General features: G+C 69.3%; 25 protein-coding genes, 1 tRNA gene and 1 pseudogene. 12 read left to right on the top strand and 15 right to left on the bottom strand.

Translation table 11 applies throughout. The annotated features are described in order from the left end of the window. Positions 1-569: 569 nt before the first annotated feature. Positions 570-878, bottom strand: coding sequence for a gamma-glutamylcyclotransferase family protein (locus ACRYCC_RS43720; RefSeq protein ID WP_433820158.1), 309 nt, complete (start codon positions 876-878; stop codon positions 570-572). 392 nt (positions 879-1,270) lie between these two features. Between ACRYCC_RS43720 and ACRYCC_RS43715 the strand changes: the two genes are divergently transcribed. After that, complete coding sequence (locus ACRYCC_RS43715) at positions 1,271-2,041, top strand: tyrosine-type recombinase/integrase (protein WP_433820156.1); 771 nt, start codon at positions 1,271-1,273, stop codon at positions 2,039-2,041. Between the two features lie 80 nt (positions 2,042-2,121). Here the strand turns inward: ACRYCC_RS43715 and ACRYCC_RS43710 are convergent. Beyond that, a tRNA-Arg gene (locus ACRYCC_RS43710) sits at positions 2,122-2,194 on the bottom strand. A gap of 507 nt (positions 2,195-2,701) precedes the next feature. Here ACRYCC_RS43710 and ACRYCC_RS43705 point away from each other — a divergent pair. The 3 genes from ACRYCC_RS43705 to ACRYCC_RS43695 all read left to right on the top strand — a co-directional run bounded on the left by ACRYCC_RS43705 (position 2,702) and on the right by ACRYCC_RS43695 (position 8,151). Then, entirely contained in the window at positions 2,702-4,162 is a 1,461-nt protein-coding gene (locus ACRYCC_RS43705) for an RNA polymerase sigma factor (protein WP_433820155.1), read from the top strand. Positions 4,163-4,212: 50 nt separating this feature from the next. Further along, positions 4,213-5,199, top strand: coding sequence for an adenylate/guanylate cyclase domain-containing protein (locus tag ACRYCC_RS43700; protein WP_433820153.1), 987 nt, complete (start codon positions 4,213-4,215; stop codon positions 5,197-5,199). A gap of 150 nt (positions 5,200-5,349) precedes the next feature. Continuing rightward, entirely contained in the window at positions 5,350-8,151 is a 2,802-nt protein-coding gene (locus tag ACRYCC_RS43695; protein ID WP_433820151.1) for an ABC transporter substrate-binding protein, read from the top strand. 1 nt (position 8,152) lies between these two features. Here the strand turns inward: ACRYCC_RS43695 and ACRYCC_RS43690 are convergent, their stop codons facing one another. After that, entirely contained in the window at positions 8,153-8,542 is a 390-nt protein-coding gene (locus ACRYCC_RS43690) for a phage holin family protein (RefSeq protein WP_433820149.1), read from the bottom strand. Positions 8,543-8,793: 251 nt separating this feature from the next. Here ACRYCC_RS43690 and ACRYCC_RS43685 point away from each other — a divergent pair, with 251 nt between their 5' ends. Next, the gene (locus tag ACRYCC_RS43685) at positions 8,794-9,465 is read left to right on the top strand and encodes a lysophospholipid acyltransferase family protein (RefSeq protein WP_433820147.1); all 672 of its coding nucleotides are present in this window, start codon (positions 8,794-8,796) and stop codon (positions 9,463-9,465) included. A gap of 70 nt (positions 9,466-9,535) precedes the next feature. On the opposite strand, the gene ACRYCC_RS43680 is transcribed toward ACRYCC_RS43685, so the two are convergent. Beyond that, positions 9,536-9,988: a hypothetical protein gene (locus tag ACRYCC_RS43680; RefSeq protein WP_433820146.1), complete on the bottom strand. Its 453-nt coding sequence runs from the start codon at positions 9,986-9,988 to the stop codon at positions 9,536-9,538. A 204-nt stretch (positions 9,989-10,192) separates the two neighbouring features. Between ACRYCC_RS43680 and ACRYCC_RS43675 the strand changes: the two genes are divergently transcribed. The 3 genes from ACRYCC_RS43675 to ACRYCC_RS43665 all read left to right on the top strand — a co-directional run bounded on the left by ACRYCC_RS43675 (position 10,193) and on the right by ACRYCC_RS43665 (position 12,047). Beyond that, the gene (locus ACRYCC_RS43675; RefSeq protein WP_433820144.1) at positions 10,193-10,888 is read left to right on the top strand and encodes a hypothetical protein; all 696 of its coding nucleotides are present in this window, start codon (positions 10,193-10,195) and stop codon (positions 10,886-10,888) included. Positions 10,889-11,032: 144 nt separating this feature from the next. Next, a complete protein-coding gene (locus ACRYCC_RS43670; RefSeq protein ID WP_433820142.1) occupies positions 11,033-11,707 on the top strand; it encodes an NUDIX hydrolase in 675 nt (224 codons plus the stop codon). Positions 11,708-11,747: 40 nt separating this feature from the next. After that, a complete protein-coding gene (locus ACRYCC_RS43665; RefSeq protein ID WP_433820140.1) occupies positions 11,748-12,047 on the top strand; it encodes a DUF6401 family natural product biosynthesis protein in 300 nt (99 codons plus the stop codon). Here the strand turns inward: ACRYCC_RS43665 and ACRYCC_RS43660 are convergent. Then, the gene (locus ACRYCC_RS43660) at positions 12,018-12,824 is read right to left on the bottom strand and encodes a mechanosensitive ion channel family protein (protein WP_433820138.1); all 807 of its coding nucleotides are present in this window, start codon (positions 12,822-12,824) and stop codon (positions 12,018-12,020) included. The genes ACRYCC_RS43665 and ACRYCC_RS43660 overlap by 30 nt on opposite strands. A 218-nt stretch (positions 12,825-13,042) precedes the next feature. Between ACRYCC_RS43660 and hisC the strand changes: the two genes are divergently transcribed. After that, positions 13,043-14,116, top strand: coding sequence for a histidinol-phosphate transaminase (gene hisC, locus ACRYCC_RS43655; protein ID WP_433820136.1), 1,074 nt, complete (start codon positions 13,043-13,045; stop codon positions 14,114-14,116). A gap of 86 nt (positions 14,117-14,202) precedes the next feature. Here the strand turns inward: hisC and ACRYCC_RS43650 are convergent, their stop codons facing one another. Further along, complete coding sequence (locus ACRYCC_RS43650) at positions 14,203-15,165, bottom strand: EamA family transporter (protein WP_433820134.1); 963 nt, start codon at positions 15,163-15,165, stop codon at positions 14,203-14,205. Positions 15,166-15,414: 249 nt separating this feature from the next. On the opposite strand from ACRYCC_RS43650, the gene ACRYCC_RS43645 reads away from it, so the two are divergent. Together ACRYCC_RS43645 and ACRYCC_RS43640 are read left to right on the top strand one after the other, a co-directional pair. After that, complete coding sequence (locus ACRYCC_RS43645; RefSeq protein ID WP_433820132.1) at positions 15,415-16,887, top strand: outer membrane protein assembly factor BamB family protein; 1,473 nt, start codon at positions 15,415-15,417, stop codon at positions 16,885-16,887. 178 nt (positions 16,888-17,065) lie between these two features. Then, positions 17,066-17,320 (top strand): hypothetical protein, encoded by a 255-nt coding sequence (locus ACRYCC_RS43640; RefSeq protein WP_433820130.1) that lies wholly within the window; start codon positions 17,066-17,068, stop codon positions 17,318-17,320. A gap of 91 nt (positions 17,321-17,411) precedes the next feature. On the opposite strand, the gene ACRYCC_RS43635 is transcribed toward ACRYCC_RS43640, so the two are convergent. The 4 genes and pseudogenes from ACRYCC_RS43635 to ACRYCC_RS43620 form a co-directional block, all read right to left on the bottom strand. Then, on the bottom strand, positions 17,412-17,552 hold the full coding sequence (locus tag ACRYCC_RS43635) for a hypothetical protein (RefSeq protein WP_433820129.1): 141 nt from the start codon (positions 17,550-17,552) through the stop codon (positions 17,412-17,414). Positions 17,553-17,636: 84 nt separating this feature from the next. After that, positions 17,637-17,831, bottom strand: coding sequence for a DUF397 domain-containing protein (locus tag ACRYCC_RS43630; protein ID WP_433820128.1), 195 nt, complete (start codon positions 17,829-17,831; stop codon positions 17,637-17,639). 22 nt (positions 17,832-17,853) lie between these two features. After that, positions 17,854-18,048, bottom strand: coding sequence for a DUF397 domain-containing protein (locus ACRYCC_RS43625; RefSeq protein WP_433820126.1), 195 nt, complete (start codon positions 18,046-18,048; stop codon positions 17,854-17,856). After that, positions 18,045-18,546, bottom strand: a pseudogene (locus ACRYCC_RS43620) (DUF5753 domain-containing protein). The gene ACRYCC_RS43625 and the pseudogene ACRYCC_RS43620 overlap by 4 nt, the downstream one beginning before the upstream one ends. A 464-nt stretch (positions 18,547-19,010) precedes the next feature. Between ACRYCC_RS43620 and ACRYCC_RS43615 the strand changes: the two are divergent. Then, a complete protein-coding gene (locus ACRYCC_RS43615; RefSeq protein WP_433820124.1) occupies positions 19,011-19,370 on the top strand; it encodes an ATP-binding protein in 360 nt (119 codons plus the stop codon). A 32-nt stretch (positions 19,371-19,402) separates the two neighbouring features. Here the strand turns inward: ACRYCC_RS43615 and ACRYCC_RS43610 are convergent, their stop codons facing one another. From ACRYCC_RS43610 to murA, 5 genes are all read right to left on the bottom strand, one after another. Continuing rightward, positions 19,403-19,960 carry an LppU/SCO3897 family protein gene (locus ACRYCC_RS43610; RefSeq protein WP_433820122.1) on the bottom strand — a complete coding sequence of 186 codons (558 nt, stop codon included), beginning with the start codon at positions 19,958-19,960 and terminating at the stop codon, positions 19,403-19,405. A gap of 137 nt (positions 19,961-20,097) precedes the next feature. Continuing rightward, entirely contained in the window at positions 20,098-21,606 is a 1,509-nt protein-coding gene (locus ACRYCC_RS43605; protein WP_433820120.1) for a serine/threonine protein kinase, read from the bottom strand. Further along, positions 21,603-23,204 (bottom strand): serine/threonine-protein kinase, encoded by a 1,602-nt coding sequence (locus ACRYCC_RS43600; RefSeq protein ID WP_433820119.1) that lies wholly within the window; start codon positions 23,202-23,204, stop codon positions 21,603-21,605. The genes ACRYCC_RS43605 and ACRYCC_RS43600 overlap by 4 nt, the downstream gene beginning before the upstream one ends. A 246-nt stretch (positions 23,205-23,450) precedes the next feature. After that, positions 23,451-24,815 carry a transcriptional regulator gene (locus ACRYCC_RS43595; protein ID WP_433820118.1) on the bottom strand — a complete coding sequence of 455 codons (1,365 nt, stop codon included), beginning with the start codon at positions 24,813-24,815 and terminating at the stop codon, positions 23,451-23,453. A 310-nt stretch (positions 24,816-25,125) separates the two neighbouring features. Then, a complete protein-coding gene (murA, locus tag ACRYCC_RS43590; protein ID WP_433820159.1) occupies positions 25,126-26,412 on the bottom strand; it encodes a UDP-N-acetylglucosamine 1-carboxyvinyltransferase in 1,287 nt (428 codons plus the stop codon). Positions 26,413-26,827: the final 415 nt, after the last annotated feature.

Below are 26,827 nucleotides of genomic sequence, written 5' to 3'. Positions count from 1 at the left end.
ACCACCGACCAGCCCGTCCGCAGCATCAAAGCCCACCGGCCCCGCAAGGCCGCCCATGATTCCTAGACCACCTGTCAAGGATGTCCTGGGACAGAGGTGTCAAGCATCTCCTGGGACTAGACAGGGCAGCCTGTCAGTCTGATCACCATGCGATCTGATGCCGACCTCGCTGCAGCGATCGATGCGGCATCGTCACCGGACTGGTCCGTCCGCGCCCATGCCGCTCAGAAGCTGGCTTACCGAGCAGAACGCCGGGGTATCGCAGAGCTTCTGCTCACTCTGCTGCTGGACCCGGGGGATACCGCGGTCACTGACGCTGGCTGTCATGCATTGCTAGACCGTAACGACATCCACGGGGTCTGTCTGATCTCCCGAGCAGTCGCCACAGCCGATGACGAACAACTGGACCACCTCTACGCCGCCGTTGCCCGACACCTGCAGCCGAGTGGTCCCGTCGTGAGGTTCGGAGAGCTGTGCTCGCAACTGAGCCAAAGTCCTGACCCGACGATCAAGGCGGGGGCCGAGCAGCTCATGACCTGGATCCGGCCGGAACATCGGGGACGATTCCCTTAACTGACCTCACTACGAAGAATCGTCCAGCCGTGGCGCCCGTCGATCAGATCCAGGCGTTGCAGCTCGTATACGGGGTCTTCGAACGCGTCCAAGGTCCGCCACTCCTCGGGGCTGAGACCGGTGATCAGGTAGCCGCTGGCGGTGCCCTGTCCGGGGACGAGTCCGGGGTAGACGCGTCCGGGTAGGGCGGTGACGCGCCAGCCGTGGGCGGCGGTCGGGCTGTGGTCGGGTACTCGGTCGATGAGGGTGAACAGGACGTCAGGGAATTGGAGGCTTCCGTAGACGAACAGGGCCTCCGGGTCCACCGATAGGCGGTCCGGCCGGCCAGAGTTCGGCAAGGTCGGACGGGGTGAGCGGGGCTCGGTATGCGGCATGGAGTACCTCCCGGGTCACCTTAGCGTCGGCCTGGGAAAGGGCGGCAAACCAGTCGATCCCGGCAGGGTAGGCCCACAGGTAGGTACGAAGCTGGGGATCGGCTCCCCGGTCGGCGAGGAACGAGGCGATGTCGGCATCGCTCCACCAGGGCACGCAAGCACTGGCGTAATCGGCGCACTCAATCACTGGTGTGCCGGAGTTGAGGGCCCGATGGATCTCGGCGCGGACGAGTTGGGTGTAGTGGTCGACCTTCACGCGGGTGGTGAGGATCTTGTCCCGCGACTTGCTCACTGGAGGCGGCCGCAATGGAAACCCGCTTTCGGTGAGGACGATCGCGCACGTACACGCCGTGCTGCGTAAAGCGCTGCGGGACGCCGTCGAGGTCGACGAGATTCTCCCGGCCAAGCCGGCGCTCCGGGCCAAGCTGCCCAAGCGGCCACATGAAGAGCCCGGGGCGGTCTGGACTCCGGCGCAACTCCGGGCCTTCCTGGAGACCGCAAAAGGGCATCGCCTGTACGCCTTCTACCGACTGGCCGCCTACACCGGGGCACGGCGGGGGGAACTGCTCAACCTCCGGTGGAAGGACGTCGACCTCGACAAGCCCGAGATCCTCATCAGCGGCTCGGCCGCCGTCGTCGACAGGGAACGCGTGGAGGGCACCACCAAGAGCGGCCGGTCCCGGGTCGTCAGCATCGACACCCAGACCGTTGCCGTGCTCCGCGCGCACCGGGCGCAGCAGAAGGCAGACCGGCTCGCCCTGGGGGAGGACTGGAAGGGGACCGGGGATTACGTCTTCACGACGGCATGGGGCGAGCCGATCTACCCGAGTACACCGTCAGCGCTGATGACCAAGCTCGTCCGAGAGCACAACACCCAGAAGCCGGCGGACCCGCTTCCCGCCGCGCGGCTTCACAGTCTGCGGCACATCCACGCGACCACGCTCCTGCTGTCCGGGGGGGCCGTACACGTAGTCGCCGCGAGACTCGGACATGCCGACCCGGCGATCACGCTCCGGGTGTACGCGCACGTGATCAGCTTTCAGATGGCGGCGGTCGCGGACATCTTCGCCAAGGCGATCGACGAGGCGGCGTAGGAAGGCCCTGTTAGCAAGGGTGTTAGCAAAACGCCCCTCGCAATGATCAGGCGAGGGGCGTTTCTGCTGGTCAGACGATGCGCAGCCGGAGGGATTCGAACCCCCAACCTCTTGATCCGTAGTCAAGTGCTCTATCCGTTGAGCTACGGCTGCAAGGTCCCTCCTGGGTCAACCAGGAGTTTCCACGGGAAGGAACTCTACCAGCTCGTAGATGGACCCTTGAGCTCATAAGTCCGGCCCGACAGCTAGCAAGTGTAGCGGCAGCCGCTCTATGGTTCGGTACGGGCCGGGACTCGATCGCCCTGCCGGAACACCCGCCCGCCACGGCGGCGACCGCCCGGCGCCGCGGCGTAGAGGGGCTGTGCGACGACCACCCCCGGATGACCACCGGCGATGACCGCCACCAGATGACACCACCGTCCGGGCCGCCCCAGGCGGATCCGTACAAGGCCGTCGAGCTGGGACGATTCCGGGTCCGAAGAATGCGCGTAAGCCGCACAATGCCTGACGGTCAACTTGACCGATCATGACAATCCTGAAAGTTTCGGCCCCTCACCGTTTAGCCGTGGTACGGCCAACACCCTTCATTTTGGGCGAGCTTGTGGTGTGACGACTGTGCCCTGGTGTATGTAAGGTGCGGCGCTAAATGTCGGGAGCAGCATGGTGAACTGGTCACCGTTCGATCCGGAGGCCGACCGCAGGCTGGTAATGGGTCTCCATCAGGGCGATGAGGACGCCCTTGCCACGCTTTACGACCTGTACGTGGAGCGCCTTTACGACTACTGCGTGTCGTTGACGGAGGAGCCCAAGGCCGCCGCGGACATCGTGCACGACACCTTCATCGACGCCTCCCGCCGTGCGCCGCGCATGCGCAACCGGGAGCGGCTGCGTTCCTGGCTGTACGCCGCCGCCCGCCGCCGCTGCCTGCTGCGGGCCCGCAACCGCGGCCGTGCGCTGCACTGGGACTGGAGTGATGGAAAGGCCGGCGGATCGGACCCCGACAGCGGGCTGCCGCTCAGCGAGCTGCGCGAGGCGCTGGAGTCGATGCTCGCACGGCTCGACTTCAGCGACCAGGAACTGCTGCTGCTGGCGCTGCGGCACGACGTGACCGGCGAGGACCTCGCGGCGGTCCTGGGGGTGCCCGCGCGCCGGGCGAACTCCCAGGCGGCACGGGCCTGGTCCCTGGCGGAGTCGGTGATCAGTTCGGACGTGCTCACCCGGTGCTCGCGGCGGCCCGGCGTCCAGGCGTCCGGCGGCGGGGCGGAGCCGGCGCCGGATGACCTCGCGGCGCACGCGGCGACGTGCCCGGAGTGCCTGCTGCGGACGGAGATGTCGGTGGCCGCGCTGCTCAAGGTGCCGCCCGCGCCGGTGGTGCCGGCGGGGCTGCGGCACCGTGTGATGCACACCGGGACGGACTCGGAGCTGGCCGGCTACCGGGCCGACATCGCCGCCCGTGGCGGCCACCTCAACCCCGACGGCATGCCGCGCCAGCCCGACGTGCCCTCGCCCATCGCGCGTCGATGGATCTTCACCGCGGGCGGTGTGGCGGGCGCGCTGGTGTCGGCGCTGGTGGCCGCGTTCATCATGGGCCCCTCCCTGCCGGACTCCCGGATCGAGTGGCCGTGGCAGCGCCATCCCTCCATCGAGGGCGGGTCGCCGTCGAAGGGACAGCGGGTTCGCCCACCCGTACGCCCGCCACAGGCCGACGGGGGACAGACCGGCCCGGCGGGGCCGGTCGTGCCACAGCTCGACGGCCATGAGGCGGCCACGGCGACACCCCCGGCGCCCACCGCGACACCCGGGGCGGGCGCCGGCACCCCGTTGCTCGGGCAGCTCACGGTGGGCCCCCCGCAGCTGAGCCTGGAGCTCGGAAAGCCGGCCTACGTCGAGCTCGCGGCGAGCAAGGGGCCGGTGACCTGGAGCGCGACCAGCTCGACCGGTCAGCTGGAACTGGCCACCCTGCAGGGGACGATCCCCAAGGACGGCACCTACAAGCTGAAGATCTCGGTGAAGCGCCTGCTCGTGCAGTTGCCGGGCCAGGCCGTGGTCACCTTTACCAGCTCGGCTGGTCAGCCGCAGAATATCCAAGTCACCTGGGGACTGTCCCTGCTCCATTCCTGAGCGGGTCAGGTCCAGGTACGGCCGATCAGGACAGGGAGCTGACAGGCGACATGCCGGCGGAACACGTACTCGAAGAGATGCTGCTCGGCGGCTCCCCCCGATACACCCAGGCGGAGATCGCGGAGAAGTCCGGGGTCCCGGCCGAGACCGGGATGCTGATCTGGCGTGCGCTCGGTTTCCCGACACCGCCCGAGGGTGCGACCGCCTTCACCGAAGAGGACGCCGCGGCGCTGCGCGACATCAAGGAACTCCTCGACAACGAGTACGTCGACGAGGAGATGGTCCTGCACCTGTCCAGAGCAGTCGGGCAGACGATGGGCCGGCTGGCCGGCTGGCTCGTGGACGTATGGCTGCTGCGCGTCGGCGAGCTCCTGCTCCCGCCGGGCGAGCCGGTCACCGACGAGACGATCGCCACCGTCATCGAGACCACCCATGACCTGCGGCCCAGGTTCGAACGGCTGCTGCTGCAGGGCTGGCGCCGTCAGCTCGCGGCCTCCGGGATGCGGGCCGTGACCGCGACGGCCGCGGCCACCGCCGATCCGACCGCGGGCACCGCCCGGCTGGCGGTCGGCTTCGCCGACATCGTGTCCTTCACCCGGCTGAGCCGGCAGATGGACGGTGACACCCTGGCCGCGTTCGTCGAGCGCTTCGAGACGGTCACGACCGAGATCTGTGCCGACCTCGGGGGCCGGATCATCAAGACCCTCGGTGACGAGGTGCTGTTCTGCGCCGACGACCCGTGCGCCGCGGCGGAGATCGCCTTGCAGATCGCGGAGAGGTCCGGGCTGGACGACGGCTTCCCGCAGGTCCGGGCGGGGCTCGCGTACGGCGAGGTGATCCTGCGGCTGGGCGACGTCTTCGGCACACCGGTCAACCTCGCCGCCCGGCTGACCTCGGTGACCTATCCGTCCGCGGTGCTGGTCGACACCGCGCTGTCGGCCGCGGTGGCGGGCCAGTACGAGACCGTCTCGCTGCGTCCCCGCCCCCTTCAGGGGCTGGGCAAGGTCCGTCCCTGGGTGCTGCGCCGCCGCACCTGACGGGCACCTTCCGTACGACCCGGTCACGGGAGTCTGCGCGCCGCCAGGGAAACGATTTCCTCACTCGGCTCCTGATGCGGCGGAACCTGACATCTACTTTCAGCGTCTGAACGGTGACGGTGAGTGGACGGCGACCGGGGAGCCGATGCCATGACGGACCGACCTGGCCTGCATGACCTGATCAAAGCGCTGTGCGACCGGCCCGGCGGAGTGTGGGGCCGGTGGCGGGGCGACCAGGTGCCGCCCATCGTCTGGCTGGTCCGGGCGACCGGCACCGAGCAGCCGGAGGTCGCCCTTCCCGCCCATCTCGACCAGGTCACCCACGTGTCCGTCCGGGGCAGCGCCGTCCCCGATCCCGGTGCGGGGTGGGCCCCGGCGGGTTCGATCCTGCCGGAACTCTCCCAGGCCGCCACCGACCTGCCCGACATCCTGGATGGGGTGCGGCACAGCGTCTACTTCCCGCGCTACCGGCTGGTCGACTGGCTGACCCGGGAGGATCTCGGGGACGCCGCCGGCAGCGACGGGGACCGCCGGGCGACCCTGGTCCGGCGGCTGAGGGAGCGGCGGCTGGGCGTCCGCAACGACCGGCTCGGCCCGGTGTCGGGTGCGCAGAGCGGGGCGCAGATCGTGTTCGCGCTGGTCAGCATCTTCACGCCGCTCCTGCGGTTCTGGCTGTGGACCGGAGGGGTGCCGGGGCTCGGCCGGGAGACGCGGTGGCTGATGCGCCAGCCGTTCCTGAGCCCCCGCCGGGCGGGCCGGTTCCGGTTCCTGCCGTTCGCGGTCGGCCTGACCAAGGGGCGTCCGGCCCAGGTCCTGCCGGACCTGCGGCCGGAGGTCGAGCGGCTGCTGGTGCACGCCTTCCTGGAGGATCTGCGGGTCGCCCACCGCCGCCGTCCGTGGCGCCTGCACGCCTGGCGGCGCACGTCTCATCCGGTGATGCTGCTCGACGCCGGCGGGGCCGTACCCATGCTGCCCGCGCTCGTCGCCGACGTACGGGAACGCACCCGGCAGGCCGATCCGCTCCTGCTGCTCTGCATGGTGGACCAGGACGTCGTACCGGAGCCGGGTGCGCCGCCCGTGCCGGTCCCGATCGCGGCACAGGCGCTGGAGGCCTGGCGGCGCGCGGCGCGGGAACGGGCCCGTACCCGGCGCCCGGACGGGCCGGCGCAGCCCACCGCCTGGTACGTGCGCGTGGCGGTCACGGCCGAGGACGTCACCGGCCTGCGCCAGGAGCCCGGCTACCGGCGACGGCGCCCGTCGTGCCTCTCCTGGCCCCAGGTGGCACTGCCGACTGCACTGGCGGTGCTGGTGGCGTTCCTGGTCCCGCTCGGCGTCCTCCTGCGGCCGTACTGGGCCACGGGCTGCTGGCCGGCGGAGCCGTTCGGCCGGACCGTCGTCATGCTGAAGGTCTCCGAGGGCCATGCGGACTGCGTCGGCTACAGCTCGACCCCGTACCAGCTGTTCGGCACCAAGCCCAGGCTCCTGGAGGACGAGCGGCAGATCTTCCGGCAGAACGACGAGGCCGAGCGCGAGCACGCCCAGACCGGACGGCCGATCGTCGGGCTGGTCTACCTCGCGGGGCTGTCGGCGCTCCCGGGGCAGGACTCCGACTCGGCCCAGGCCGAGGAGCTGGAGGGGATCGCGGTCGCCCAGCGCGAGCAGAACGATCTGGGCAGCGGGCCGCTGCTGCGCGTCATCGTGGCCAACGGCGGCGAGAAGATGCTGCACGCGGACGTGGTGGCCAACGATCTGCTGGTCCCGCTGTTCCGCCGGGAGCGCGACCTGCTGGGAGTGATCGGTCTCGACCGCAGCGTGCCCACGACGCTGGCCGCCGTCACCATCCTCGACAAGGCCGGGGTGCCGATGGTCACCACGACCCTGTCGGGCGACCACAACGAGGACTCCGCAATGAACAACCACTACTACTTCCAGCTGGTGCCGCCCAACCAGAAGGAGGCGGAGCTGATGCTGACCTACGTCGAGCAGGTGGTGCCGTACTACTTCCGCGCGTACGCCGCCGACTACGTGGTGGGCCACGACGACCAGCTCAAGCTGTACCGGGGGTCCGGCGCGGTGCCGGTCGACGCGCTCACGGTCTACGAGCCGCAGGGGCTGATCGACGCGAGGGACGCCTACGGCGACAGCCTCCGCAACGACCTGATGAACGAAGCGGCCAGGCGGGGCGCCGGCCGGGTACCGGCCCCCAGGCTGCTGACCACGCTGGATCGGCCCCGGGAGCTCTGCGGGGCGTACTCGGTAGTCATCTACGCCGGCCGGCACGACCAGCCCGTCGCGTCCGGGCCGGCGGGCCGCAAGAGGGCACGGGGCGGCGACTTCACCGAGTTCCTGAGCACCATCCTCAACAACTGCGGCAACAACCGCCCGATCATCGTCGCGGACGACGCCATCTCCCGGTTCATGGCGGATCCGAACCAGCGGGGCAAGACGAAGTTCAGCGGGCTGTCCATCAGCTATGCCACCAAGGGCGTCAAGGTCCTGCGGCTCGGGCGTACCTGCCAGCTGGGGGACCGGCCGCGAGACGGCAGCATGAAGTCGTTCTGCAGCGGCTACGGCGCCGTCTACCGCAACCTGCGCGACAGGCTGGACTCCTTCAGCCTGCTGTGGACAGGGGAGCGGGTCGGCGTCGCGTTCGACGCCACCCGGCTCTTCCTGCGGACGGCCGCCACCTGGCTGAGCGGCCACCCGGGGACGATGCCGACGGCGGCCGATCTCGTACGCGGCTTCGAGCAGCCGCACGCCTACGACGACTCCGTCACCGGCCCGATCGACTTCAGCACCTCACACGTGCTGACGGGCAACGAACTGGCCGTGGTCCAGATCCCCGAGGTCAGCGACTCCAACCCGCCGACCTGCGAGTTCCGCGCCGGTCACCCCAACCAGCCGCTGGACACCTCGCAGACAGACCGGCTGGACTCGCTGTGCCCCGGATGACCTAGTCGTCGTCGCTGACCAGCCAGTTGAGCAGCCAGCTCACCACGCCGACGATGATGGCGCCCCAGAACGCGGACATGAACCCGTCCACGTAGAAGGGAAGCTCGAGCCGGTCGGCGATGTAGCTGGTCAGCTCCAGCAGCAGGGCGTTCACCACCAGGGCGAACAGGCCCAGGGTGAGGATGTAGAAGATACATCCGAACGTCTTGATGATCGGCTTCAGGAAGGCGTTGACCAGGCCGAAGATGACGGCGACGCCGAGCAGCGTGACGACCTTCTTCGCGGTGTCGGGGGTCGGCTCACCCGGTGAGCTCAGCTTGATGCCGTCCAGGAACCAGGTGGCGGCCCCGAGCGCCAACGCGGTGATGAGCACTCTTATCAGGATCTTCACGGCACGATGGTGGCACGTCCCGCCGGTGGCCCGCCTCATCCTGTGCGGCGATCTTCCCGGGCGGGGATCGGCGCACAGGGCTACCCGGTCACTGTTACTACTCAGAAACCTACGATTGAGTAAGTAATTGGATTAGATCTACCGTCCAGTATTCGCGCGTGAATAACGCGGTGTGATTCGTCACGGTGCCGATTTGCGGGTTGTTCCGCAGGTCGGGTTACAGTGTGGGAGCGCAATTCTGGAGGATCGCCTTGCTGAACACGTTCATGGTGCGGGTGGTCGCCCCGATCCTGCGACTGCTTCTTCACCCCAGGGTCGAAGGACTGCGGAACGTACCGCCGAGCGGTCCTCTCATCGTGGCCAGCAACCACCTGTCGTTCATCGACAGCTTCATCATCCCGCTGGCCCTGCTGCCCCGTCAGATCACCTTCATCGCCAAGGCCGAGTACTTCGACCGGCCGGGCCTGAAGGGGGCCTTCGCCCGCTGGTTCATGACCTCGCTGGGCCACGTGCCGGTCGAGCGGGGCACTCAGCGGGCCGCGATGGGCGCGCTGGACCAGGCCATCCGCATCCTCGACGCCGGCAAGGCCTTCGCGATCTACCCCGAGGGCACCCGCTCGCACGACGGCAGGCTCTACCGCGGGCGGACCGGCGTGGGCGCACTCGTGCTCGGCTCGGGGGCAAGGGTGCTGCCGGTCGGCGTCATCGGCACCGACCGGATGCAGCCGCTCGGCAAGTCGCTCCCGACGCCCTTCGCCCGGGTCACGGTGCGGATCGGCGAGCCGCTGGAGTTCGGGCAGTACGAGAACGACCCGCCGGCGCGGGCTCGCCGGGCCATCACCGACGAGGTCATCCAGGCCATCCAGAAGCTCTCCGGCCAGGAGTACACCGGCGTGTACAACGACCGGGGTCCGGTCAACTAGGCGCACCGCACCGGCGACGGCCGCGAGACCACGCCGAGGCGTGCTCCCGCGGCCGGAGCGCGGACGCGGGTCACTCGTCCTTGATGGTCAGGCCCTGCTTGCCGGCGTTCTGCCGCACGCCCTCGATGACGCCAGACGCGCCCGAGATCAGGCTCGGGTCGACGTTGCCCGACTTGAGCTTGTCGGTCAGCGACGACAACTGCGTCCACAACCCGTTGAGCGGGGCCTTGAGGGTCTTGCACAGGGTCGGGTCGTCGTCGACCAGCCGCCGGGCCGCGTTCAGCCGGTTGACGGCGAAGGCGCCCGCCGCCGCCGCCTTGATCAGGGCCTTGGTGCGGCCGGCCGCCCCCTCCTTGAACGCGCCCTCCCTGTACGGCCGCAGGATGTAGCGGTTGAACGCCCCGAAGGCAAGGCCGACGTCTGCGACGAACCTCGTCTTGGCGAACTTCTTGGTCGCAGCGGTCGGGCAGCTCGCCGCGGCCGTCGGCGACGCCGCGCTCATCGACGCCGATGCGGAGACCATCGTGTCGACTCTGGCGGCCTCTTTGGCGCCCCCGCAGGCAGTCAATGCAAGGAGTAAGGCAGGAATGACCAATGCTTTCCGGAACATCTGTTTCCCCCCGAAATGTTTTTCCGCGAAAACGCTGCCTCCTCTTCTACCCGGGATCGCGACGATCAATGGTGAGGCACTCCGGAATGGGCGACACCGGACGGTAAGGTCAACTCCATGACTCGTCGGGCCGTGCTGACCATCGCGCTGGCGGTGGTCCTGGCCTCCGCCTGTGCCGGCTCGCCGCCGCGCGCCGTACCCCGTCCCGGCCGCACGGCGGCGGTGGGGCAGGGCTACACCTCGGACCAGCTCCGGCAGGCACTGCTCACCGATCTGCCCGGCTACCGCCGGGCAGGCGAGCCGGACTCCGGGGAGTACGGCTCGCTCAAGGCGATCCAGAACTTCAACCAGCTGCAGAGCCAGGTGAAGCTCGACAAGCCCAAATGCGCCGCCGTCTCCCGCGCCTTCGGGTCGTCGCCGGAGGCCCAGTACGCCCCCGCGGCGATCACCACCTTCACCAAGGGCGACGGGCAGACCGTCACCGAGACGCTGCTGACCATCTCCGCGGCCACCGCGGACCGCCAGGTCAAGCTGCGGGTGCCGGCCGGCTGCCGGACGTTCCGGGCGCGGGTCGGCGACCAGTGGTCCGCCCATCAGATCGTCGAGGCCACCCAGAGCCGGCTCGGGGACGGCTCACGCACGGTCGGGGTGGCCACCACCAGCGGCAACTCGCACGTGAAGACCTGGTACGTCGTGCTGCGCTCGCGCGGCTACCTGGCCAGCGTCACCATGTACGGCGTCAACGTCACCCAGGCCGACGCCGAGGAGGCCGCACGCCAGGCCTACGCCCAGGCCGAGCGCATCCTGCCCTGAGCGGCGGCCCGGGCCTCCCCGGCCGGCTCCCGGGCCCGGCGGCGAAGCGGCCGGATCCGGCCGATGGGCCCGGCGCGCGCTCGGGCCGGGCCCGCCTGCTGTTTGTGGCCGTACGAGGCGGCCGGGCCGGATAACGTTCAACACATGTCAGTTCCCCGGGTCGCCGTGACCGTCGACCTCGTCGTGCTGACGGTCCGGGAGCAGCGCCTGTCGGCTCTGGTGTGGCGCCGGGACCGGCAGCCGTACGCCGGATGCTGGTCGCTGCCCGGCGGCTTCATCCAGCTCGACGAGGACCTGCCGGTCGCCGCCTCCCGGCTGATGGCCGAGCGCGCCGGGCTCGCGGACGTACGCATCCATCTCGAGCAACTGGCGACCTACGGCTACCCGGACCGCGATCCCCGCCAGCGGGTGGTCAGCGTCGCCTACCTGGGGCTGGCCCCGGACCTGCCCGCCTCCAGCCGCGCCCAGGTGCTCTGGACCGCGGTGGACGATCTGGTCCACCGGGACCAGGCCGCCTTCGATCATCGCCGGATCCTGCTGGACGGGGTGGAGCGCGCGCGGGCCAAGCTGGAGTACACCTCACTGGCCGCCGCCTTCTGCCCGCCCGAGTTCACGGTCGCCGAGCTGCGCCGGGTGTACGAGATCGTCTGGGGCACGCCGCTGGACCCCCGCAACTTCCACCGGAAGGTCACCGGAGCCGATCATTTCCTGGTGCCCACCGGGTGCACCACCACCCGTGACGGAGGCCGTCCGGCGCAGCTCTACCGCCGCGGGGACGCCGAGCAACTGCGCCCCCCGATGCTGCGGGTCCGCACCTAGTGGCAGACGCATGACCAGGTCATTGCTACCTTTTGGTGCTATGTCGGGAGATCTGTCAGAAATCTTGCGTGGCCTCATCCAGGACATCGGCGATGCCGGTGTCGCCAAGATGGAGGCCGATCCTGGGCTGGCCGCCGCGGTGGACCAGCACGCGGCGGCGGTCCGGGATGTCATCACCGGATCCGGTGACGAAGTCCACGAGGCCACGCTGCTGGACTACCTGCACGGTTTCGCCGACACGGCGCTGGAGCAGGGGTGGTGGCCCGGCGAGCAGTACGACTGGCAGCTCCTGCGGGTCATCGCCGTGTGCTCACTGGTACGTGGAGCCTCCACCGCCTGATCCGGGCATGCCCGATCCCGGCATGTTGGAGTGCGGTGTCTGCTGGGGCGCCTGCTCGGTCGGTACCCCGCCACCGCGGAGGGCGTCCTCGCGGCCCCGCTGGTAGGGCTGGCCCCGGAGCTTGCCGGTCTCGGTCTCGGCGGACGACAGGATGCGCTCCCACCGGGCCTGCATCGGCCGGATCAGACCACCGCCGGCACCGATGGCGATCACCGCGCCGATCGTGGCCAGCACCGTGATCAGGACGGGCTGGGTGACGGTCGTCGCGATGCCCATCTGGTCGAGCGCCGCGATGATGCCGAGCGCCAGGATGAAGATCGCGGCCAGGGTGCCGATGAGCGGGCCGTAGGACAGCCGCCCGAGCGCGGTGCTGATGAGGTCCTTGACCACCTTGGCGATGGCCGAGGCCACCACGATCAGGATGACGGCCACGATCGCCCGGGGCAGCCACGCGACGATGCTGCCGAGCAGCGCGGTGACCGGATTCGGACCGAACACCCCGAACGCCATCTGCAAGGTGATCAGCAGGATGGCGTAGTAGACCAGCGCGGCCACCAGGCTGCTGGCGTCGTACTCGCTGCGCCGTAAGCTGTCGCCGATCAGCCCTCGCTCGACCATGCGGTCGAAGCCCACCTTCTCCAGGATCATGTCCACCAGCTTGCGCAGCAGCCGCGCGACGATCCATCCGATCACCAGGATGATCAGGAAAACGATGATCTTCGGCACGGTCTGTACGATCGAGTTGAACATGTTCTGAAGGCTCTGCCTGATGTTCATCAACGCTCTCCCGAGTACAACCGTCGCAATGGATACTCTCCGGGGCCTTACCCGTGACTTTCTGTTATCAAGCCCCTGACCTGGCAATATCGGTCGATGATGGACGATGATCGGGTGAATGTCGTGCGGCGCCCACCGGCGAAGGCGAGCGGGGCGGCGCACTAGTGTGGAGCGGACCACCCCTACGCTTCACCCCACGTTCAACCCGGAGGACAACGGTGTCTGCCACTCCTCGTTTCCGTTCCGTGCTCGATCGGTTCGTGGCGTACAAGCCCGGCAAGACGGTGACCGCGCCCGACGGCAGGTCGTTCAAGCTCTCGTCGAACGAGTCGCCGTACGGCCCGCTGCCCTCGGTGCTGACGGCCATCACCGAGGCGGGACGGCAGGTCAACCGTTACCCCGACAACGGCTGCACGGAGCTGATCGCGGAGATCGCCCGGCGCCACCAGGTGCCCGAGGAGCACATCACGGTCGGCTGTGGCTCGGTCGGGGTCACCCAGATGCTGCTCGAGGCGGTGGGCGAGCCCGGCGCGGAGGTCATGTACGCCTGGCGGTCCTTCGAGGCGTACCCGCTGCTGGTCTCGCTGTCCGGTGCCGGCGGGGTACAGATCCCGCTGCACAACGAGCGGCACGACCTGGCCGCGATGGCCGACGCCATCACCCCGTGGACCCGCCTGATCTTCATCTGCAACCCCAACAACCCGACCGGCACCGTCGTGGGCGCCGCCGAGCTGGAGGCCTTCCTCGACCAGGTGCCCGACGACTGCCTGGTCGTGCTGGACGAGGCCTACCGCGAGTACGTCCGGGACGCCGAAGTGCCCGACGGCCTCACGCTCTACCCGAGGCGGCCCAACTTGGTGGTCCTGCGGACGTTCTCGAAGGCGTACGGGCTGGCCGGGCTGCGCGTCGGCTACCTCGTCGGGCACCCGCTGCTGGCCGCGGCGGTGCGCAAGACCTATCTGCCGTTCACGGTCAACAGCATCGCGCAGGCCGCGGCGATCGCCTCACTGCGAGCCGAGGACGAGCTGATGGAACGGGTGGATCTCACCGTCAAGGAACGCGAGCGGGTACGCGGCACCCTCCTCGCACAGGGGTGGGCCGTGCCGGCGACCGAGGCCAACTTCGTCTGGCTGCGGCTCGGTGAGGACACCATGGCCTTCTCGGCGGCCTGCGACGCCGCAGGGGTGAGCGTCCGGCCGTTCTCCGGTGACGGGGTCCGCGTCTCGATCGGTACCCCCGACGACAACGACGCCTTCCTCGCCGTCGCCCAGGCCTACCCCGCCCGCAACTGACCCCTCCCACACCCGCCCCTCCCACACCCCACGTGACCACGGATGGGGAGGTGGGTCCGGGGCGGGGCGGGGCGGGGTGAGGTGGGTCAGTCTCGTTCGGGTACGGCGATCGGGATGTTGTCCTTCTGGGGCAGTTCGGCCGGGCGGGACCGGCGTTCGGTGGAGACCACGATGCCGACTCCGGCGATGATGACCAGCCCGCCGATCAGCATCGGCCAGGTGACCGTCTCGCTGAGGATCAGCGCGCCGAGCAGCACCGCGACGGCCGGGTTGACGTAGGCGTAGGTGCCCACCAGGGAGATCGGGGCGTTGCTGAGCAGCCAGGAGTACGCGGTGAACGCCACCAGCGAGCCGAAGACGATGAGGTAGGCCAGGGCCAGCCAGGACCTTGTGGAGACCTGACCGGGGTCCATCGACTCGCCGCGCGCCGCCGCGACGGCGAGGAGCGCGAGCCCTCCGGCGGCCATCTCGTACACGCTGGTGGTCAGGGAGTTGGCGGGCAGCGGCAGCCGGCCGGACAGGAACGAGCCGATCGCCCAGGACAGCGACGCCACCAGGATGATGGCGATGCCCAGCGCGCTGCCCGACCCGCCGTGGTGGACCAGCGACAGCAGCGCCACCCCGGCGAATCCGGTGATCACTCCGATCAGGGTGGCGGCGGCCGGCCGGTCGCCGGTCGCCAGCCGGAAGACCACCAGCCACAGGGGCACCGACGCGACCATCAGCGCGGCCAGCCCGGTGGAGATGTGCTGCTCGGCGACGGCCACCATGCCGTTGCCTCCCGTGAGCAGCAGGATTCCCACCAGGGCTGCCGAGCCCAGCCGCCGCGGGGACGCACGGAGTGCCCCCGGGCCGTGCCGTACGGCGACGTACGCGGCCAGCAGCCCGGCGGCCGCAAGGAAACGGATCGCGCCACCGAGCAGCGGCGGGATGGTTTCGATCACGATCCCGATGCCGAGGTAGGTCGAGCCCCAGACGATGTACACCACGATCAGAGCCGACCAGGCGACCGGGCTCATGGTGCGGGTGTCAGGAGTCGTAGTGCGCATGACTCATGACAATAGGGGACGCGCCCGACAGATTGTCGCGGCTATCGGACCTCTGGCCGCCGGCGAGACGGGGGAGAACGGCCGCCCGGCCTGCGGCGGGGCACCGCCGGTGCCGGAACCCGCGAAAAAGGACGATCTTCGAGCCAACTCCGGAGCCGCGACGCGAGTCTCACCAGGTGCGCCCTTCGGCTGATCGTGGACCGGGCGTCTCCGGTCCACGCCGTCGGCGCCGGAACGAGGTCTACGGCGATGTACGGGTACCAGAAGTCGGAACGGCGGATCAGGATCCTGCCCCTGTTGATCGGGCTGGCGGGCGCCGTCCTGGTCGGCCTCGCACTGACCGTGCAGGTGCGGTCGTGGGGTGCGCTGGGCACTGAGGCCGGGGGCTCGTGCGGCACCAACCGGGGGCCCTGCCCGCGCGGTACGTCCTGGACGATCCCGTTGTCCATCATCGCCCTCCTCCTGGTGGTGCCGGTCGCCATCGCCGGGATCAGCAGATCGGGGACCCGCGCCATCGGCTGGATCGTCGCGGTGGCGTTCGCGGTGGCCGGCGTACTGCCCGGGGCGAAGGTCTTCGACCTGGCGCACGGCGTCAGCCTGAACACCGTCTGGGCGGTACCCCCGGATCGGCCGGCCGAGCCGGAGGCCCTCGGGAGCTGGCAGAACGGCTCGACGGTCGTACGGGCGCGCTTCGACGGGGTGGCCGCCTATGACGTCGCCACCGGCAGGCAAGTCTGGACGTACACCATCCCGGCGCCCGAGGTGCTCTGCGCGATGAGCCGGACCGTCGAGGGCGGGGTCGGGCTGGTCGGGCACGCCGCCGAGGGCATGCCGTGCACCTATGTCAGCGCGGTCGACCTGGCCAGTGGCCGGGAGCTCTGGGAGAAGGATCTGCCTGCCGCGCAACTGCCGTCGAGCATGACCGCGGACGTCGTCGCGGTGTCCAGGGAGACGGCGGTCCTGCAGACCCAGCAGACGCTCCAGGGGTTCACCCTCCGGGAGGGGGCGCGACGCTGGGAGCAGAAGGTGACCGACCGCTGCCATTTCGACAAGGTCATCGCCGGCGGTGACCAGGTGGTGGCCGACCTCGGCTGTATCGGCGCACCACCCAGGATCCGTGCGATCGACGCCGTTACCGGCAGGACCCGCTGGGAGGTACCGGTGCCGATCCGGACCCCGTCCGCCAACCTCACCCTGCTGTCGGCGGCACCGGCCGTGGTGTACGTCCAGGAAAGCGGCCAGCGCGGTACCCGCACCGTGACGATCTTCGATGCGAAGGGCCGGGCCTCGGAGCCGATCCAGCGCGACGACGGCCGGCGCCGGCTCGACATCGACCCGCACGGCTTCTCCGCCGCCCCGGTCTACCGGCTCTTCGTCCAGGACGGCCTGCTCATCGTGAGCGCGAGCCTGGACGGCGGCCGGGAGTCGGTGGTCGCCTTCGGGCTCTCGGACGGGCGGGAGCGCTGGTCGAAGCAGGTGTCGGACGTCCGGACCATGCAGGTGGAGGCCGGGCGGGTGGTCTACCTCGACGACCAGACCATCAGCCCCCATCTGCGCAGCATGTCGCTCCGGGACGGCAAGGAGACCTACCTCGGGGTGACCGGTTTCCGCTGGGTCACCGCCAACCTGGCGCTCTACCTCACGGGCGGCAGGTACGTGTTCGTGGCGGACCGGGCCACCACGCCCGACACCCATCCGATCGCGGCCGTCCAGGCCCGCTGACCGGCCCCTTCGGTAGCGGAGAGCTTCGCCCCGCGGGCCACTTCGCCTCCGCATTCTTGACCGCCGGCACCGCCTCCGCCGCTGTGCGGGGCCGGCCTTGCCGGACAGTTCGAGCTCGGCACGGTAGACCCCGAATGCCTCGCACCAGCGCGAGCGCTACAAACAAAAGGGGCTTCCCATGGGTGTTCTCAGGATCACCGGCATCATCGCCCTCCGCGCCATCGGATGTGCCATCCTCGGCGCCATGTGCGTCGGCGCCGCCTTCGAGGCCACCACCTGCGCCGTCGGCGGCACCACCGCCGGGGACGTCATCTTCGGCGGCACAATCTCGGTCCAGGGAGCCATCATCGGCGGCTCCGTCGGTATCGCGATCGGCTGCCTCATTGGCATCATCGAAGTCTGCCTCGAAGGCAGTCAGCGCGGCCGCTCCTAGCTTCACCTGCAAGGGTCCGGCGCCGCCGGGCCCTTGCTCCTTCCCACCGGCAGTGCCGAACAGGCGACGCGGAACGGCTTCCACCGGCTCATCACGTGACGAGTTGGTGGTCGGGATCGGGTCGGCGGCGCTCCTCCCGCCGACGTTTGTCCAACCAGGAGGTCACGAAACCGGGGCAGTCGCGTGCGACGTGGTGCTGGACGGTCGGTTCGCGGGGTACGTCGGTCGTCATGTGGCGTATCCCCTGGTCGGGACGGCTGCGGCGGAATCGTCCGGGGGGCGGTCGATGCCGAAGGCAACGCTCACGGCCACCTCGCTAGCCGCCCGCGTCGTGGTGCTTGATCCTCTTCACCAGCCTGGCGAATGCCTCGTGGTCGAGGGTGATGTGGCCGGCGTCGGGGTGTTTGCTGTCGCGGATGCCGATGCCGCCGGGGAGCGCCGCCAGTTCGACGCATTCCTGACCACCGGTTCCGCCTCCGCCGCTGCGGCTGGACTTGCGCCAAGTGATCATGAGTAACGCTCCGTCGCTTGCGCTATGGGAGGTGCAGATCCAGTTCGCCGCGCTGGACTCTGGTGAGCAGGGAGGCGAAGGCGTCGGCGGTGAGCGACAGGTGGGGGCGGCCGGGGTTCTTGCTGTCGCGGATGCCGATGGCCTCCGAGAGCCGGCCCACCTCCACGCAATCGCCGCCCGAAGTGTTGCTACGGCTGCTCTTGCGCCACTCCGTCATTTCAAGTTCTCCATCGCGTGAGTGATGAGGCTCCGGGAGGAAGTGACGGGAAGTGCCACAGCCCCGATCCGGTCGAATCTTACTCCGAATCCGCGAGCTTCCACGGCGCCGAGGATCAGTCGTCCTCCTTCCGGCGCATCGACATAAGCGATGTCCCCCTCTTTCACCGTGAGTATCTTGAAGCAGCCGTCCAGCCCTGGATGTGCCCCCGCTGACCTGGGCACGATCCGCACGGTGACATTGGGCAGCTCGGACAGTTCCAGCAGCCGGGCGAGCTGGGCCTTCATGACCTCGGGGCCGCCCACCGGTGTGTCGAGCACATTCTCCGCCAGCAGAACCCACAGCAGGGGCCTGGGCTTTTTATTCAGAATTCCCTGACGGGCCATGCGCACGTCCAGGGCGGCCTCCACGTCCTCCACGACCTGGCCCGCCCTCCAGGAGTGCACGCGCGTATTCGGGGGTCTGGAACAGGCCGGGGACCAGGCAAAGCTCGTACATCCGGTGCACGGAGGCCCTGGTTTCGTACCCGACGTACTCCTGGAACCAGTCCGGATTGTGAGCTGACCGGGCATATCGCAGCAGTCGCCTGAAGTGTCCATTCAGTTGCCAGTGCTCGTCCAGGGTCTTGGCCTGATGATCGTTCACTTTGAAGGTGGGCCGAGCGTGCTCCAGGTTCGATACACTCTGCCGAGTGCAGCCCATGATCCGACCTAACTGGGACAATGAGAGATCATATTTCTCTCGATAGAAACGCAGGTCAGATGCTATCCAATCGCGGAACGAAGAGTCCGGATCCAGTGACTCCACTGCACTCATTGCTCACCCTCCGTTGTATCGACTAAATCGACGATACGCGAGCGCGTGGGTTTTTGCAGCCATTCTCGACGTGACCGATAAGAGGCCGCGCCAAGGACGGTGTGACGGTGACAGCAGCGATGAATTCGGATGAAGTGCGTTGGTGTGTGCTGGCGTCTCCGGCCGCGAGCGGAATGGTCCGGGATCGATTCCAACGCTGTCTCGACGGCTGGGGTCTGCCGCACCTCGCCGACCGTGATCCGTACGGTGTCCTGGTGGAGGTCTGGGATCCCGGCAACGCGATGCCGCAGGCCAGGCCCGTCACCGAGCCGACGCTCGATGATCTGGACCTGTCCCCGGAGAACTACGACGCCAACGGGGGCTGGGGTCTTCCGATCGTGGTGGCGTTGTCCACAGCCTGTGGATTCACCCCGCACCCGCCGGACGGAGGCAAGACCGTGTGGGCGCGCTTCGCGGGCCGGGCGACCGAGAGGCCGCCCGGCCCGCGAAGGGAGGGCATTGGATGATCGGTGCGAACGGCGGGGCCGCCCGGCCGCTACTACTTGACGGGGCCGAGGCAGAGCACGTAGCCGGTCTTGCCGACCTTGCCCTTCCAGAAGGCGCTCGTGGCACCCGGGTACGGCTTGCAGATCCGCGCGGAATTGATGTTGAAAGCGATCTGGCTCTGGTTGGTGACCTTGCCCACGACCTTGTACGCGGCCTTGGCGTCGGTGCACTTCACGATCTTGATGTCGTTACCGCCCGAGCGGGAGACGCAGTCACCGATCTTGGCGGCGTCGGGGCTCTTCTTGGACGCCATGTAGCCGATGATGATGATGACGATGATCCCGATGACGACGAGGGCGCCGAAGATCCGCAGGCCGGTCCGCTTCTTCGGCGGAGCGGCGGGCGCGCCGTACTGCGGGCCGGGCGGGTAGGGCTGCTGACCCTGGTACTGAGGGTTCTGCGGGTTCTGCGGGTACTGCTGACCAGACGGGTTCTGCGGGTACTGCTGACCAGGACCGTTCTGAGGGTTCTGTGGGTATTGGGGGTTCTGCTGGTATTGAGGGCCTTGTCCGGGATAGCCCTGGTTGCCGTACTCGGGACCGGTGGTCATCTGCTTACCTTTCGGAGAGAGCTGAACAGTGGAGAAAACGAACGCAACGTTCTGGAGGTACCACGTCCGGATCGCTCCGCTGGTTCACGGGTTAGTGCGGTGTCCGCTACTCGACCGTCCGGTCGAAGCGGCGACGGTCAACCTCTGCAGACATAGGTGAACGGGATGGATGCTGTCTTCGACTGCTGCTCGGGTCCGGACACGGTGAGGGTCGCGGTGAACTTGTTCTGACCCTTTCCGTTGATCTTCCAGAGGAATGGCAGCGCTATCGACTTCTGGCCTTTGCCGATGTTCTGTTCCTGCTGATCTTCGGGCTGTTTCTTGTCGCTCTGCCACCACTGGTAGGTCAGGACGCCCGGCTCACCGTTGGTGGTGACGGTCCCGGTCACCCTGACGTCGCCGCAGGTCTTCTTCAGCTTCTCGACCTGGAGCCGGACGTCGTTGACGGCGAGGTCACCGGTCCTGTTCTGCAGGAGCAGCCAGGCGATCACGCCGCCGAGGATGGCCAGGGTGAACAGCGTGCTGAACAGGGAACCCAGCCGCCGCCGCCGCCTGCGCTTGGCGGCCGGTGAACGGCCGCCCCGCCACATCGCGGTGGCCGCGTCCGGGACCGCGACCCCGGGACCGAACCGCATGGAGACCCCGTCGCCCGGCGTGCCGGCCGGATGCACCGGGGTCGTGTGCGCGGAGCCCGCCTGCTCGGCGTACCCGGCTCTGGGCTGCGTGGGGATGTCGTGCCGGGTCTGGTCCGGTGGCGGCTCGGCCGGTCCGGGCAGGCCCATCCCGGCGAGCCTGGTGCGTACGGCCATCGCCGGGTCGGTGCCGGAGACGCCCAGCATCTCCAGCAGGTCGCCCGAGCTGGGCCGCCGTGAGTGGTCCTTCGTCATCGCCGCGGTGATGACGTCCCGCAGCGGGCCGGTGAGCCCGCCGAGGTCAGGTTCGGCCTGCATGATCCGGGCGGCCACCTCCGGCAGCGGCCCGGTGCCGAAGGGCCGCCTGCCGGTGGCGGCGAACGCCATGACCCCGCCCCAGGCGAACACGTCCGAGGCCGGGATCGGCCGCCCTTCCAGCTGCTCCGGCGCCATGTACGTCGGGGTGCCCATGGCCTGCCCGTCCGCGGTGAGCCGCACCGCGTCGACCGCGCTGGCGATCCCGAAGTCGATGACCCGCGGCCCCATCCGGGACAGCAGCACGTTGCTCGGCTTGAGGTCGCGGTGCATCACCCCGGTGCGGTGGATGCCGGTCAGTGCCGCCGCCATGCTCACGCCGAGTTGGTCGAGCTCCGCGCGCTGCAGCGGGCCACCGGCCCTGACCACCTCCTCCAGCGTGGGCCCGTCGATGAACTCGGTCACCAGGTACGGCTCGGGCGCGTCCGGATCGGCGCCCAGCACCTCGGCCGTGCAGAACCGCGGCACCCGCTGGGCGCTCTCCGCCTCCCGGCGGAACCGGGCCCGGAACTCGGGGTTACGCGCCAGCTCCGCCCGCACCACCTTGATCGCGACCAGCCCGCCATCGGGCGCCCGGCCGAGGTGGACGAGCCCCATGCCGCCCTCACCCAGGCGCCCCAGCACCTCGTACGCCCCGTACCGCGCCGGATCCTGCGGCTGCCGCGGCTTGACCCGCGGCGGCAACGACTGCGAGGTCATCCGACGGGCTGACAGGCGGGATCGCCGGCGGAATCGTACGACCCGCTGCCCGAGGCCCCGCCCGGCGAGGCCGACGCGCTGATGGTCGCGTTCCGGCACCAGCCGCCGGTGTACGACCCGGAGTAGCTGTAGGGCGCACCGGACAGGGTCACCGAGCTCGTATCCGGCTTCGCGCCGTCGCCGCTGAAGGACAGGGTGACCGGCTGGCTGGGGGTGCCCGTCGTCGACACGGTGACGGTGAAGGAGCCGATGCCGTCGGAGTTGGGAGGCGTGATGCCGACGGAGACACCGGTGACCTTGAACGGGGTGGGCTTGGCGACCGGCTTGGTGGTGACGGGCTTCGGCTTGGTGGTGACCGGAGTGGGCACCGGGCCGGTGGTCGCGGTGACCGGGACCTGCGGCACCACCGTGGCACCCGGGGTGGGCGTCACCCCGTCGGTCGGGCTCACCGAGGGGCTCGCCGAGTCGGTCGGGGTCTGGCTCGGGTCCCCGCTCGGGTCGGCGCTGGGTTCGCCGCTCGGGTCGACCGGGGGAGTCGCCGAGGTCTTCGGCAGCGCCGACGCCGGGCCGGAGTTGGCGGCGGCGTACACGATCGCGCCGCCACCGCCCAGGAGCACGACGGCGAGCGCTCCGGCCGCCGCGACCAGTCCGGCTCTGCGTCCCTTCTTGGCGGCGCCGCCGGCCAGCTCCGACAGGCCGATCGCGGTCGCGCCCGCCTCCACCGGCCGGGCGACCGGGAACAGCAGCGCCAGCAGCGCGGCGCGCTCCTTGAGCTGACTGCGGCCCCGCTCCTCCCAGTCGTCGCCGTAGGCCGCGAGGGACTCGGCCTCCAGCTCGTTGAGGAACACCTCGGCCGTCATCGGCCGGTCGTAGGGATCCTTGGCGAGCCCGTGCCGGACGAGGTTGCGCAGCGGCGGCGGCACGTCTCCCACCGGGATCTCGGCCGTACGGTGCGCCAGCGCGAGCTGCGGCAGGGTCTTCGCCGGGTAGGGGCGCTGCCCGGTCAGGCACTCGTAGAAGACCGCGGTCGCCGCGTAGACGTCGGTGGCGGGGCTGACCGGCCGGCCGCCCCACTGCTCCGGTGGCATGTACGCCGGCGTACCGGCGGACGGGACGTTGTCGCCCACCCGGACGGCGATGCCGACGTCGGCGAGCTTGCTGTCGCCGTCCGCGTCGATCAGGACGTTGCCCGGCTTGTAGTCGCGGTGCACCACCCCGGCGGTGTGCAGGGCAGCCAGCCCCAGCAGGGAGCCCTTGAGGACCGCGAGCGCGGCCTCCGGCTGGGTGGCGCCCTCCGAGCTGATCAGCTGGGCCAGGCTGACGCCCTCGACCAGCTCCATGACGATCGCGGCACCGCGCGGTCCCTCGATGTACTCGTGGAACAGCACCAGGTGCGGGTCGCGGACGTCACCGAGCAGGTGCGCCTCATCACGAAACCGCTCCAGGAACTCCTCGTCGTTGACGAGCTGCTCCGAGAGGTACTTGATGGCGACCGGCGTACCGGTCGCGAGATGCTCGCCCTGCATGACCCGGCCCGAGGCACCCTCGCCGAGCATCCGCAGATGGCGGTATCCGGGAACTGTCCATTCCCCGTCCACGGCTTTCCCCTTCACTCGGCAACCGGAGGCCGGGCCGAGTAACGCAAGTTGAGTGCGACATCCGCCGCACCAGCGACGTTACGGCCATGCCGACCTGTGTGGCCTCGGGTTCATCCGGAATTCCGAGGGAAGGCCACATAAGGTCAGACGCCTAGCTCTGCGTCCTGGTTGACGGAAATCGCGTGAAGTGTCGTGAGTTTCAGAACGAGGCCGGAGTGGGAGCTCCGCCGGCCTCCGGAAGGGGGCTCAGCCGGCCTTCGGCCCGAGTTTCTCCACGATGAGCCGGTAGAGCTGGCGGGGCCGGCCCGGCTGTGGTGTGCGGTTGGGCGGCAGCGGCCAGGCCAGGCCCTCCTCGACCAGGGTGCGCAGCAGCCGGCGCGCGGTGCGCGGCGTGACGCCGAGCATCTTCCCGGCGTTCTCCGCGTCCACGATCAACGGCTGTCCCGCCTCGCCGGCCGGGCCGGTGACCGTGGCACCGGTCTCGGAGTCGCCCAGCTTGTCCGCGAGCCGGGCCAGGATCTCCAGCCCCTTGGGCTTGGCCTGCGGCTGGCTGCGCGGAGGCTGGCGCGGCGCGGGCACCAGTGCCCGGCCGTCCCGGTCCAGCGCGAAGCCCGTCGCGCGCTGCGAGGACTGCGAGCGGGCCAGCGCCGCGCGGGCGTGCGTCTCGGCCTCCTGCGCGGTCCGGCCCATGCCGATGCCGACCTCGATGGCCAGGCCGAGCTCGTCGCGTACCCGCTCGATGAAGGGCGGCGTGCGGTACCCGTCGGTGATGGCGGACACCGAGCCGCGGGTCGCCGTCACCAGATAGCTGTGGTCGTCCAGCGGCCAGACCGAGGCGCTCATGCGATGCGCCTCCTGCAGCAGCACGCGGTGCAGCGCCAGCTTGAGCTCGTCCCGCCAGTAGCGCGGCGTCACCCGGCGCGGGGTCTCGCGCAGCGTCGGCACGTCGACCAGCACCACGACCAGCTGCGACTCCTCCAGCCGGTGGTGGGCGCCGAGCAGCGCGGCGGTCTGCAGTGAACTGCGGATCGCCGCCCCGGTCGGGCGCACCCGGATGGTCGGCACGCCGGCCATCTCCATGCGCTCGGCGGTCGCGTGCACGCAGGTCATCGCCACAGTGGTGGCACCGCGTCGCCACAGCCGCTCGTGGAACGCGGCCAGCGTGCCGGGCCCGGCGGCCTCCTCGCGGAGGTGGACGTGCTCGGTGAGCACGTTGATCTCGCCGTAGGCCTCCTCGACCTCCGCCCGGCTGAGCACGTCGATGCTCACCTTGGCCGGATCGAACCGGTCGTCCAGCGCCGCCCGCAGCAGTGCGCCCTGGAGGGCGGCACCGTTGAGGGGGACATAGGTGGCCGGCATGGTGAGCACACCGGCCTTGCGCGCGAAGTCGTACGGCACCGGGCTGGCGAACAGGCAGACGTCCACGCCTGATCCCAGCCGGACGACCTTGTCGGCCGCCTCCTGCTCGTCGCGATACGCCGCGGCCACCAGCCGGCTCGGCACCGGCGTTGGACCGTGGCCCATGAGCATGACCCGTTCGACGAGATCGTGTGGCCCCACGACACCGATCGTGAGATCCGGGGCCACCGCCCCACCTCTTGGGCCGCTCATGGGCGGTCGCTCTCTGTGCCTCTGCACGCTCCGCCCAACGGTTGACTCATGGCCTGACGCCCCTTGCCTCTTGCCGACCCGCAGTTCCATTGCAATTTATTGCTCAATGATCTGATCGGTTTAGGAGGCCCGGATGTCACGCCTTGGCGTGAAATCTATTCAGAGTGCGGCGAAAAAGTAACACTACCGACATCTAAGTAAGAATTTTCTTACCGTGCCGCCATACAGGATGCAAGGGGCGGCTCACTGTGCGTAGACATGATCGTGCGGCCGTTTCCATGGAAACGGCCGCACGATCAGAAAGAAATCGTCAGCCGACGATGCGTTCTATGTCCGCTCCGAGCGTGGTCAGGCGCTCCGCGATGTGCGCATGACCCCGGTCAAGGAAATAGGCCGATGTGATGGTTGTCTCACCGGAGGCCGCCAGGCCGGCGAGCACGAGCGCGCTGCCCGCGCGCAGGTCATGTGCCTCGACCGTGGTTCCGGTCAGCGGGGTGGCGCCGTTGACCTTGGCGCGGTTGCCGTTCACCTCGATGTCGGCGCCCATCTTGATCAGCTCGTCGGTCAGCTTGAACCGGCCGTCGAAGATGCGCTCGTAAATATAGGACGGGCCTTCCGCAAGGCAGGACAACGCCATGATCGGCGACTGCAGATCGGTGGCGAAGCCCGGGTACTCGTCGGTGATCACGTTGATGGGACGCAGGGGGCGCTCCCGGTGCACCTGGAGCACGGCGCCCTGCTGGTGGAACTCCACGCCCATCTGCTCCAGCTTGTCCGCCGCGACGCCCAGGTGCTCCAGCGAGGCACCGACCAGGTTGACCTCGCCGCCCGTGATCGCGGCCGCCATCACCAGCACGCCCGCGTCGATCCGGTCCGGCATGACGGTGTGCTCGACCGCGGTGAGCTCCTCGACGCCCTCGACCGTGATGAAGCCGGTGCCGCCACCGCTGATCTTGGCGCCCATCCGCTGCAGCAGCTCGATGTTGTCGAGGACCTCGGGCTCCAGCGCGCAGTTCTTGATCAAGGTGGTGCCCTTGGCGAGCGCCGCCGCCATGATGAGGTTCTCGGTGCCGGTGTGCGAGGGAGTGTCGCAGTAGAGCGTGGCGCCCTGCAGGTCCCCCACCTTGATGTGGATGGTGCCGTCGTGGTCGGAGGCCACCTGCTCGGTGACGGTGGCGCCCATCCGCTTGAAGCCGTTGTAGTGGAAGTCCAGATTGCGGCTGCCCAGGTTGCAGCCGCCGACACCTTCGATGACGGCCTCACCCAGGCGGTGCAGCAGGGCCGGTACGAACAGGAACGAGCCGCGGAAGCGAGCGGCGATCTCCGCGGGCAGCACCGGGCTGTTCAGCGTAGAGGCGTCGATGACCAGCGTGCGCTCGGTCTCGTGCAGCTCCGCCTTGGCGCCCAGCGCCCGGGCCAGTTCCACGGCGCGCTTCACGTCCTCGATGATCGGAACGTTCCTGAGCACCGTGCGGCCCTTGGCCGCCATCAGCGATGCGCCGATCATCGGTAGTACGGCGTTCTTGGCGCCCTGGACGAAAACGGTGCCACGCAACTGGTGGCCCCCACGCACACGGTAACGAACCTCGTGGCCCATGCTCATGCCGCCTTGCTCCTTAATGCGGGTGTGTTTCGACTTGCCTGCCTACCCGCGCATCGATCGGCGGGTCACGAGTGCTGGGCGTCCCGAGCCCTTGCTGTCCAGGACCTCCGGGCCCCTCAGTAAACCATCGGGGGCCCGGTGCGGTGACCGGTTCGCCCGCCTCGTGCAACGGACTCGATCTCTTGGATGCCGGTACGCCCAGGAAGGTTCGCACCCCACCCCCGCAACCCCCTGCTCCCCGTCCCCACCACCACCGTGATCATGCAAACAATCGTCGAACGATTGCATGATCACGGCAGGTCTGGGGGCATGAGGGCGGGGGTGGGGCCGGGGGTGGGGTGGGTCTGGGGGGTGGGGAAGGGGGTTGGGGGGTCAGGTCCATGGGCGGCCGGTCAGGGGCGCGGACGCC

The sequence above is a fragment of the Actinomadura scrupuli genome (genome assembly GCF_050971785.1).
In the GTDB taxonomy this organism is placed as follows: domain Bacteria; phylum Actinomycetota; class Actinomycetes; order Streptosporangiales; family Streptosporangiaceae; genus Actinomadura_E; species Actinomadura_E scrupuli.
The sequence above is the reverse complement of the archived record's forward strand: the minus strand, read 5'-3'. Positions and strand labels throughout refer to the sequence as shown.

What these genes read in the sequence shown, in the direction of transcription:
- ACRYCC_RS43705 (WP_433820155.1), top strand. Translation starts at nt 2,702, where the DNA reads ATGGTGAACTGGTCACCGTTCGATCCGGAGGCCGACCGCAGGCTGGTA.
- ACRYCC_RS43700 (WP_433820153.1), top strand. Translation starts at nt 4,213, where the DNA reads ATGCCGGCGGAACACGTACTCGAAGAGATGCTGCTCGGCGGCTCCCCC.
- ACRYCC_RS43695 (WP_433820151.1), top strand. Translation starts at nt 5,350, where the DNA reads ATGACGGACCGACCTGGCCTGCATGACCTGATCAAAGCGCTGTGCGAC.
- ACRYCC_RS43680 (WP_433820146.1), bottom strand. Translation starts at nt 9,988, where the DNA reads ATGGTCTCCGCATCGGCGTCGATGAGCGCGGCGTCGCCGACGGCCGCG.
- ACRYCC_RS43675 (WP_433820144.1), top strand. Translation starts at nt 10,193, where the DNA reads ATGACTCGTCGGGCCGTGCTGACCATCGCGCTGGCGGTGGTCCTGGCC.
- ACRYCC_RS43670 (WP_433820142.1), top strand. Translation starts at nt 11,033, where the DNA reads ATGTCAGTTCCCCGGGTCGCCGTGACCGTCGACCTCGTCGTGCTGACG.
- ACRYCC_RS43665 (WP_433820140.1), top strand. Translation starts at nt 11,748, where the DNA reads ATGTCGGGAGATCTGTCAGAAATCTTGCGTGGCCTCATCCAGGACATC.
- ACRYCC_RS43660 (WP_433820138.1), bottom strand. Translation starts at nt 12,824, where the DNA reads ATGAACATCAGGCAGAGCCTTCAGAACATGTTCAACTCGATCGTACAG.
- ACRYCC_RS43650 (WP_433820134.1), bottom strand. Translation starts at nt 15,165, where the DNA reads ATGCGCACTACGACTCCTGACACCCGCACCATGAGCCCGGTCGCCTGG.
- ACRYCC_RS43645 (WP_433820132.1), top strand. Translation starts at nt 15,415, where the DNA reads ATGTACGGGTACCAGAAGTCGGAACGGCGGATCAGGATCCTGCCCCTG.
- ACRYCC_RS43640 (WP_433820130.1), top strand. Translation starts at nt 17,066, where the DNA reads ATGGGTGTTCTCAGGATCACCGGCATCATCGCCCTCCGCGCCATCGGA.
- ACRYCC_RS43635 (WP_433820129.1), bottom strand. Translation starts at nt 17,552, where the DNA reads ATGACGACCGACGTACCCCGCGAACCGACCGTCCAGCACCACGTCGCA.
- ACRYCC_RS43630 (WP_433820128.1), bottom strand. Translation starts at nt 17,831, where the DNA reads ATGATCACTTGGCGCAAGTCCAGCCGCAGCGGCGGAGGCGGAACCGGT.
- ACRYCC_RS43625 (WP_433820126.1), bottom strand. Translation starts at nt 18,048, where the DNA reads ATGACGGAGTGGCGCAAGAGCAGCCGTAGCAACACTTCGGGCGGCGAT.
- ACRYCC_RS43610 (WP_433820122.1), bottom strand. Translation starts at nt 19,960, where the DNA reads ATGACCACCGGTCCCGAGTACGGCAACCAGGGCTATCCCGGACAAGGC.
- ACRYCC_RS43605 (WP_433820120.1), bottom strand. Translation starts at nt 21,606, where the DNA reads ATGACCTCGCAGTCGTTGCCGCCGCGGGTCAAGCCGCGGCAGCCGCAG.
- ACRYCC_RS43595 (WP_433820118.1), bottom strand. Translation starts at nt 24,815, where the DNA reads ATGAGCGGCCCAAGAGGTGGGGCGGTGGCCCCGGATCTCACGATCGGT.
- murA (WP_433820159.1), bottom strand. Translation starts at nt 26,412, where the DNA reads ATGGGCCACGAGGTTCGTTACCGTGTGCGTGGGGGCCACCAGTTGCGT.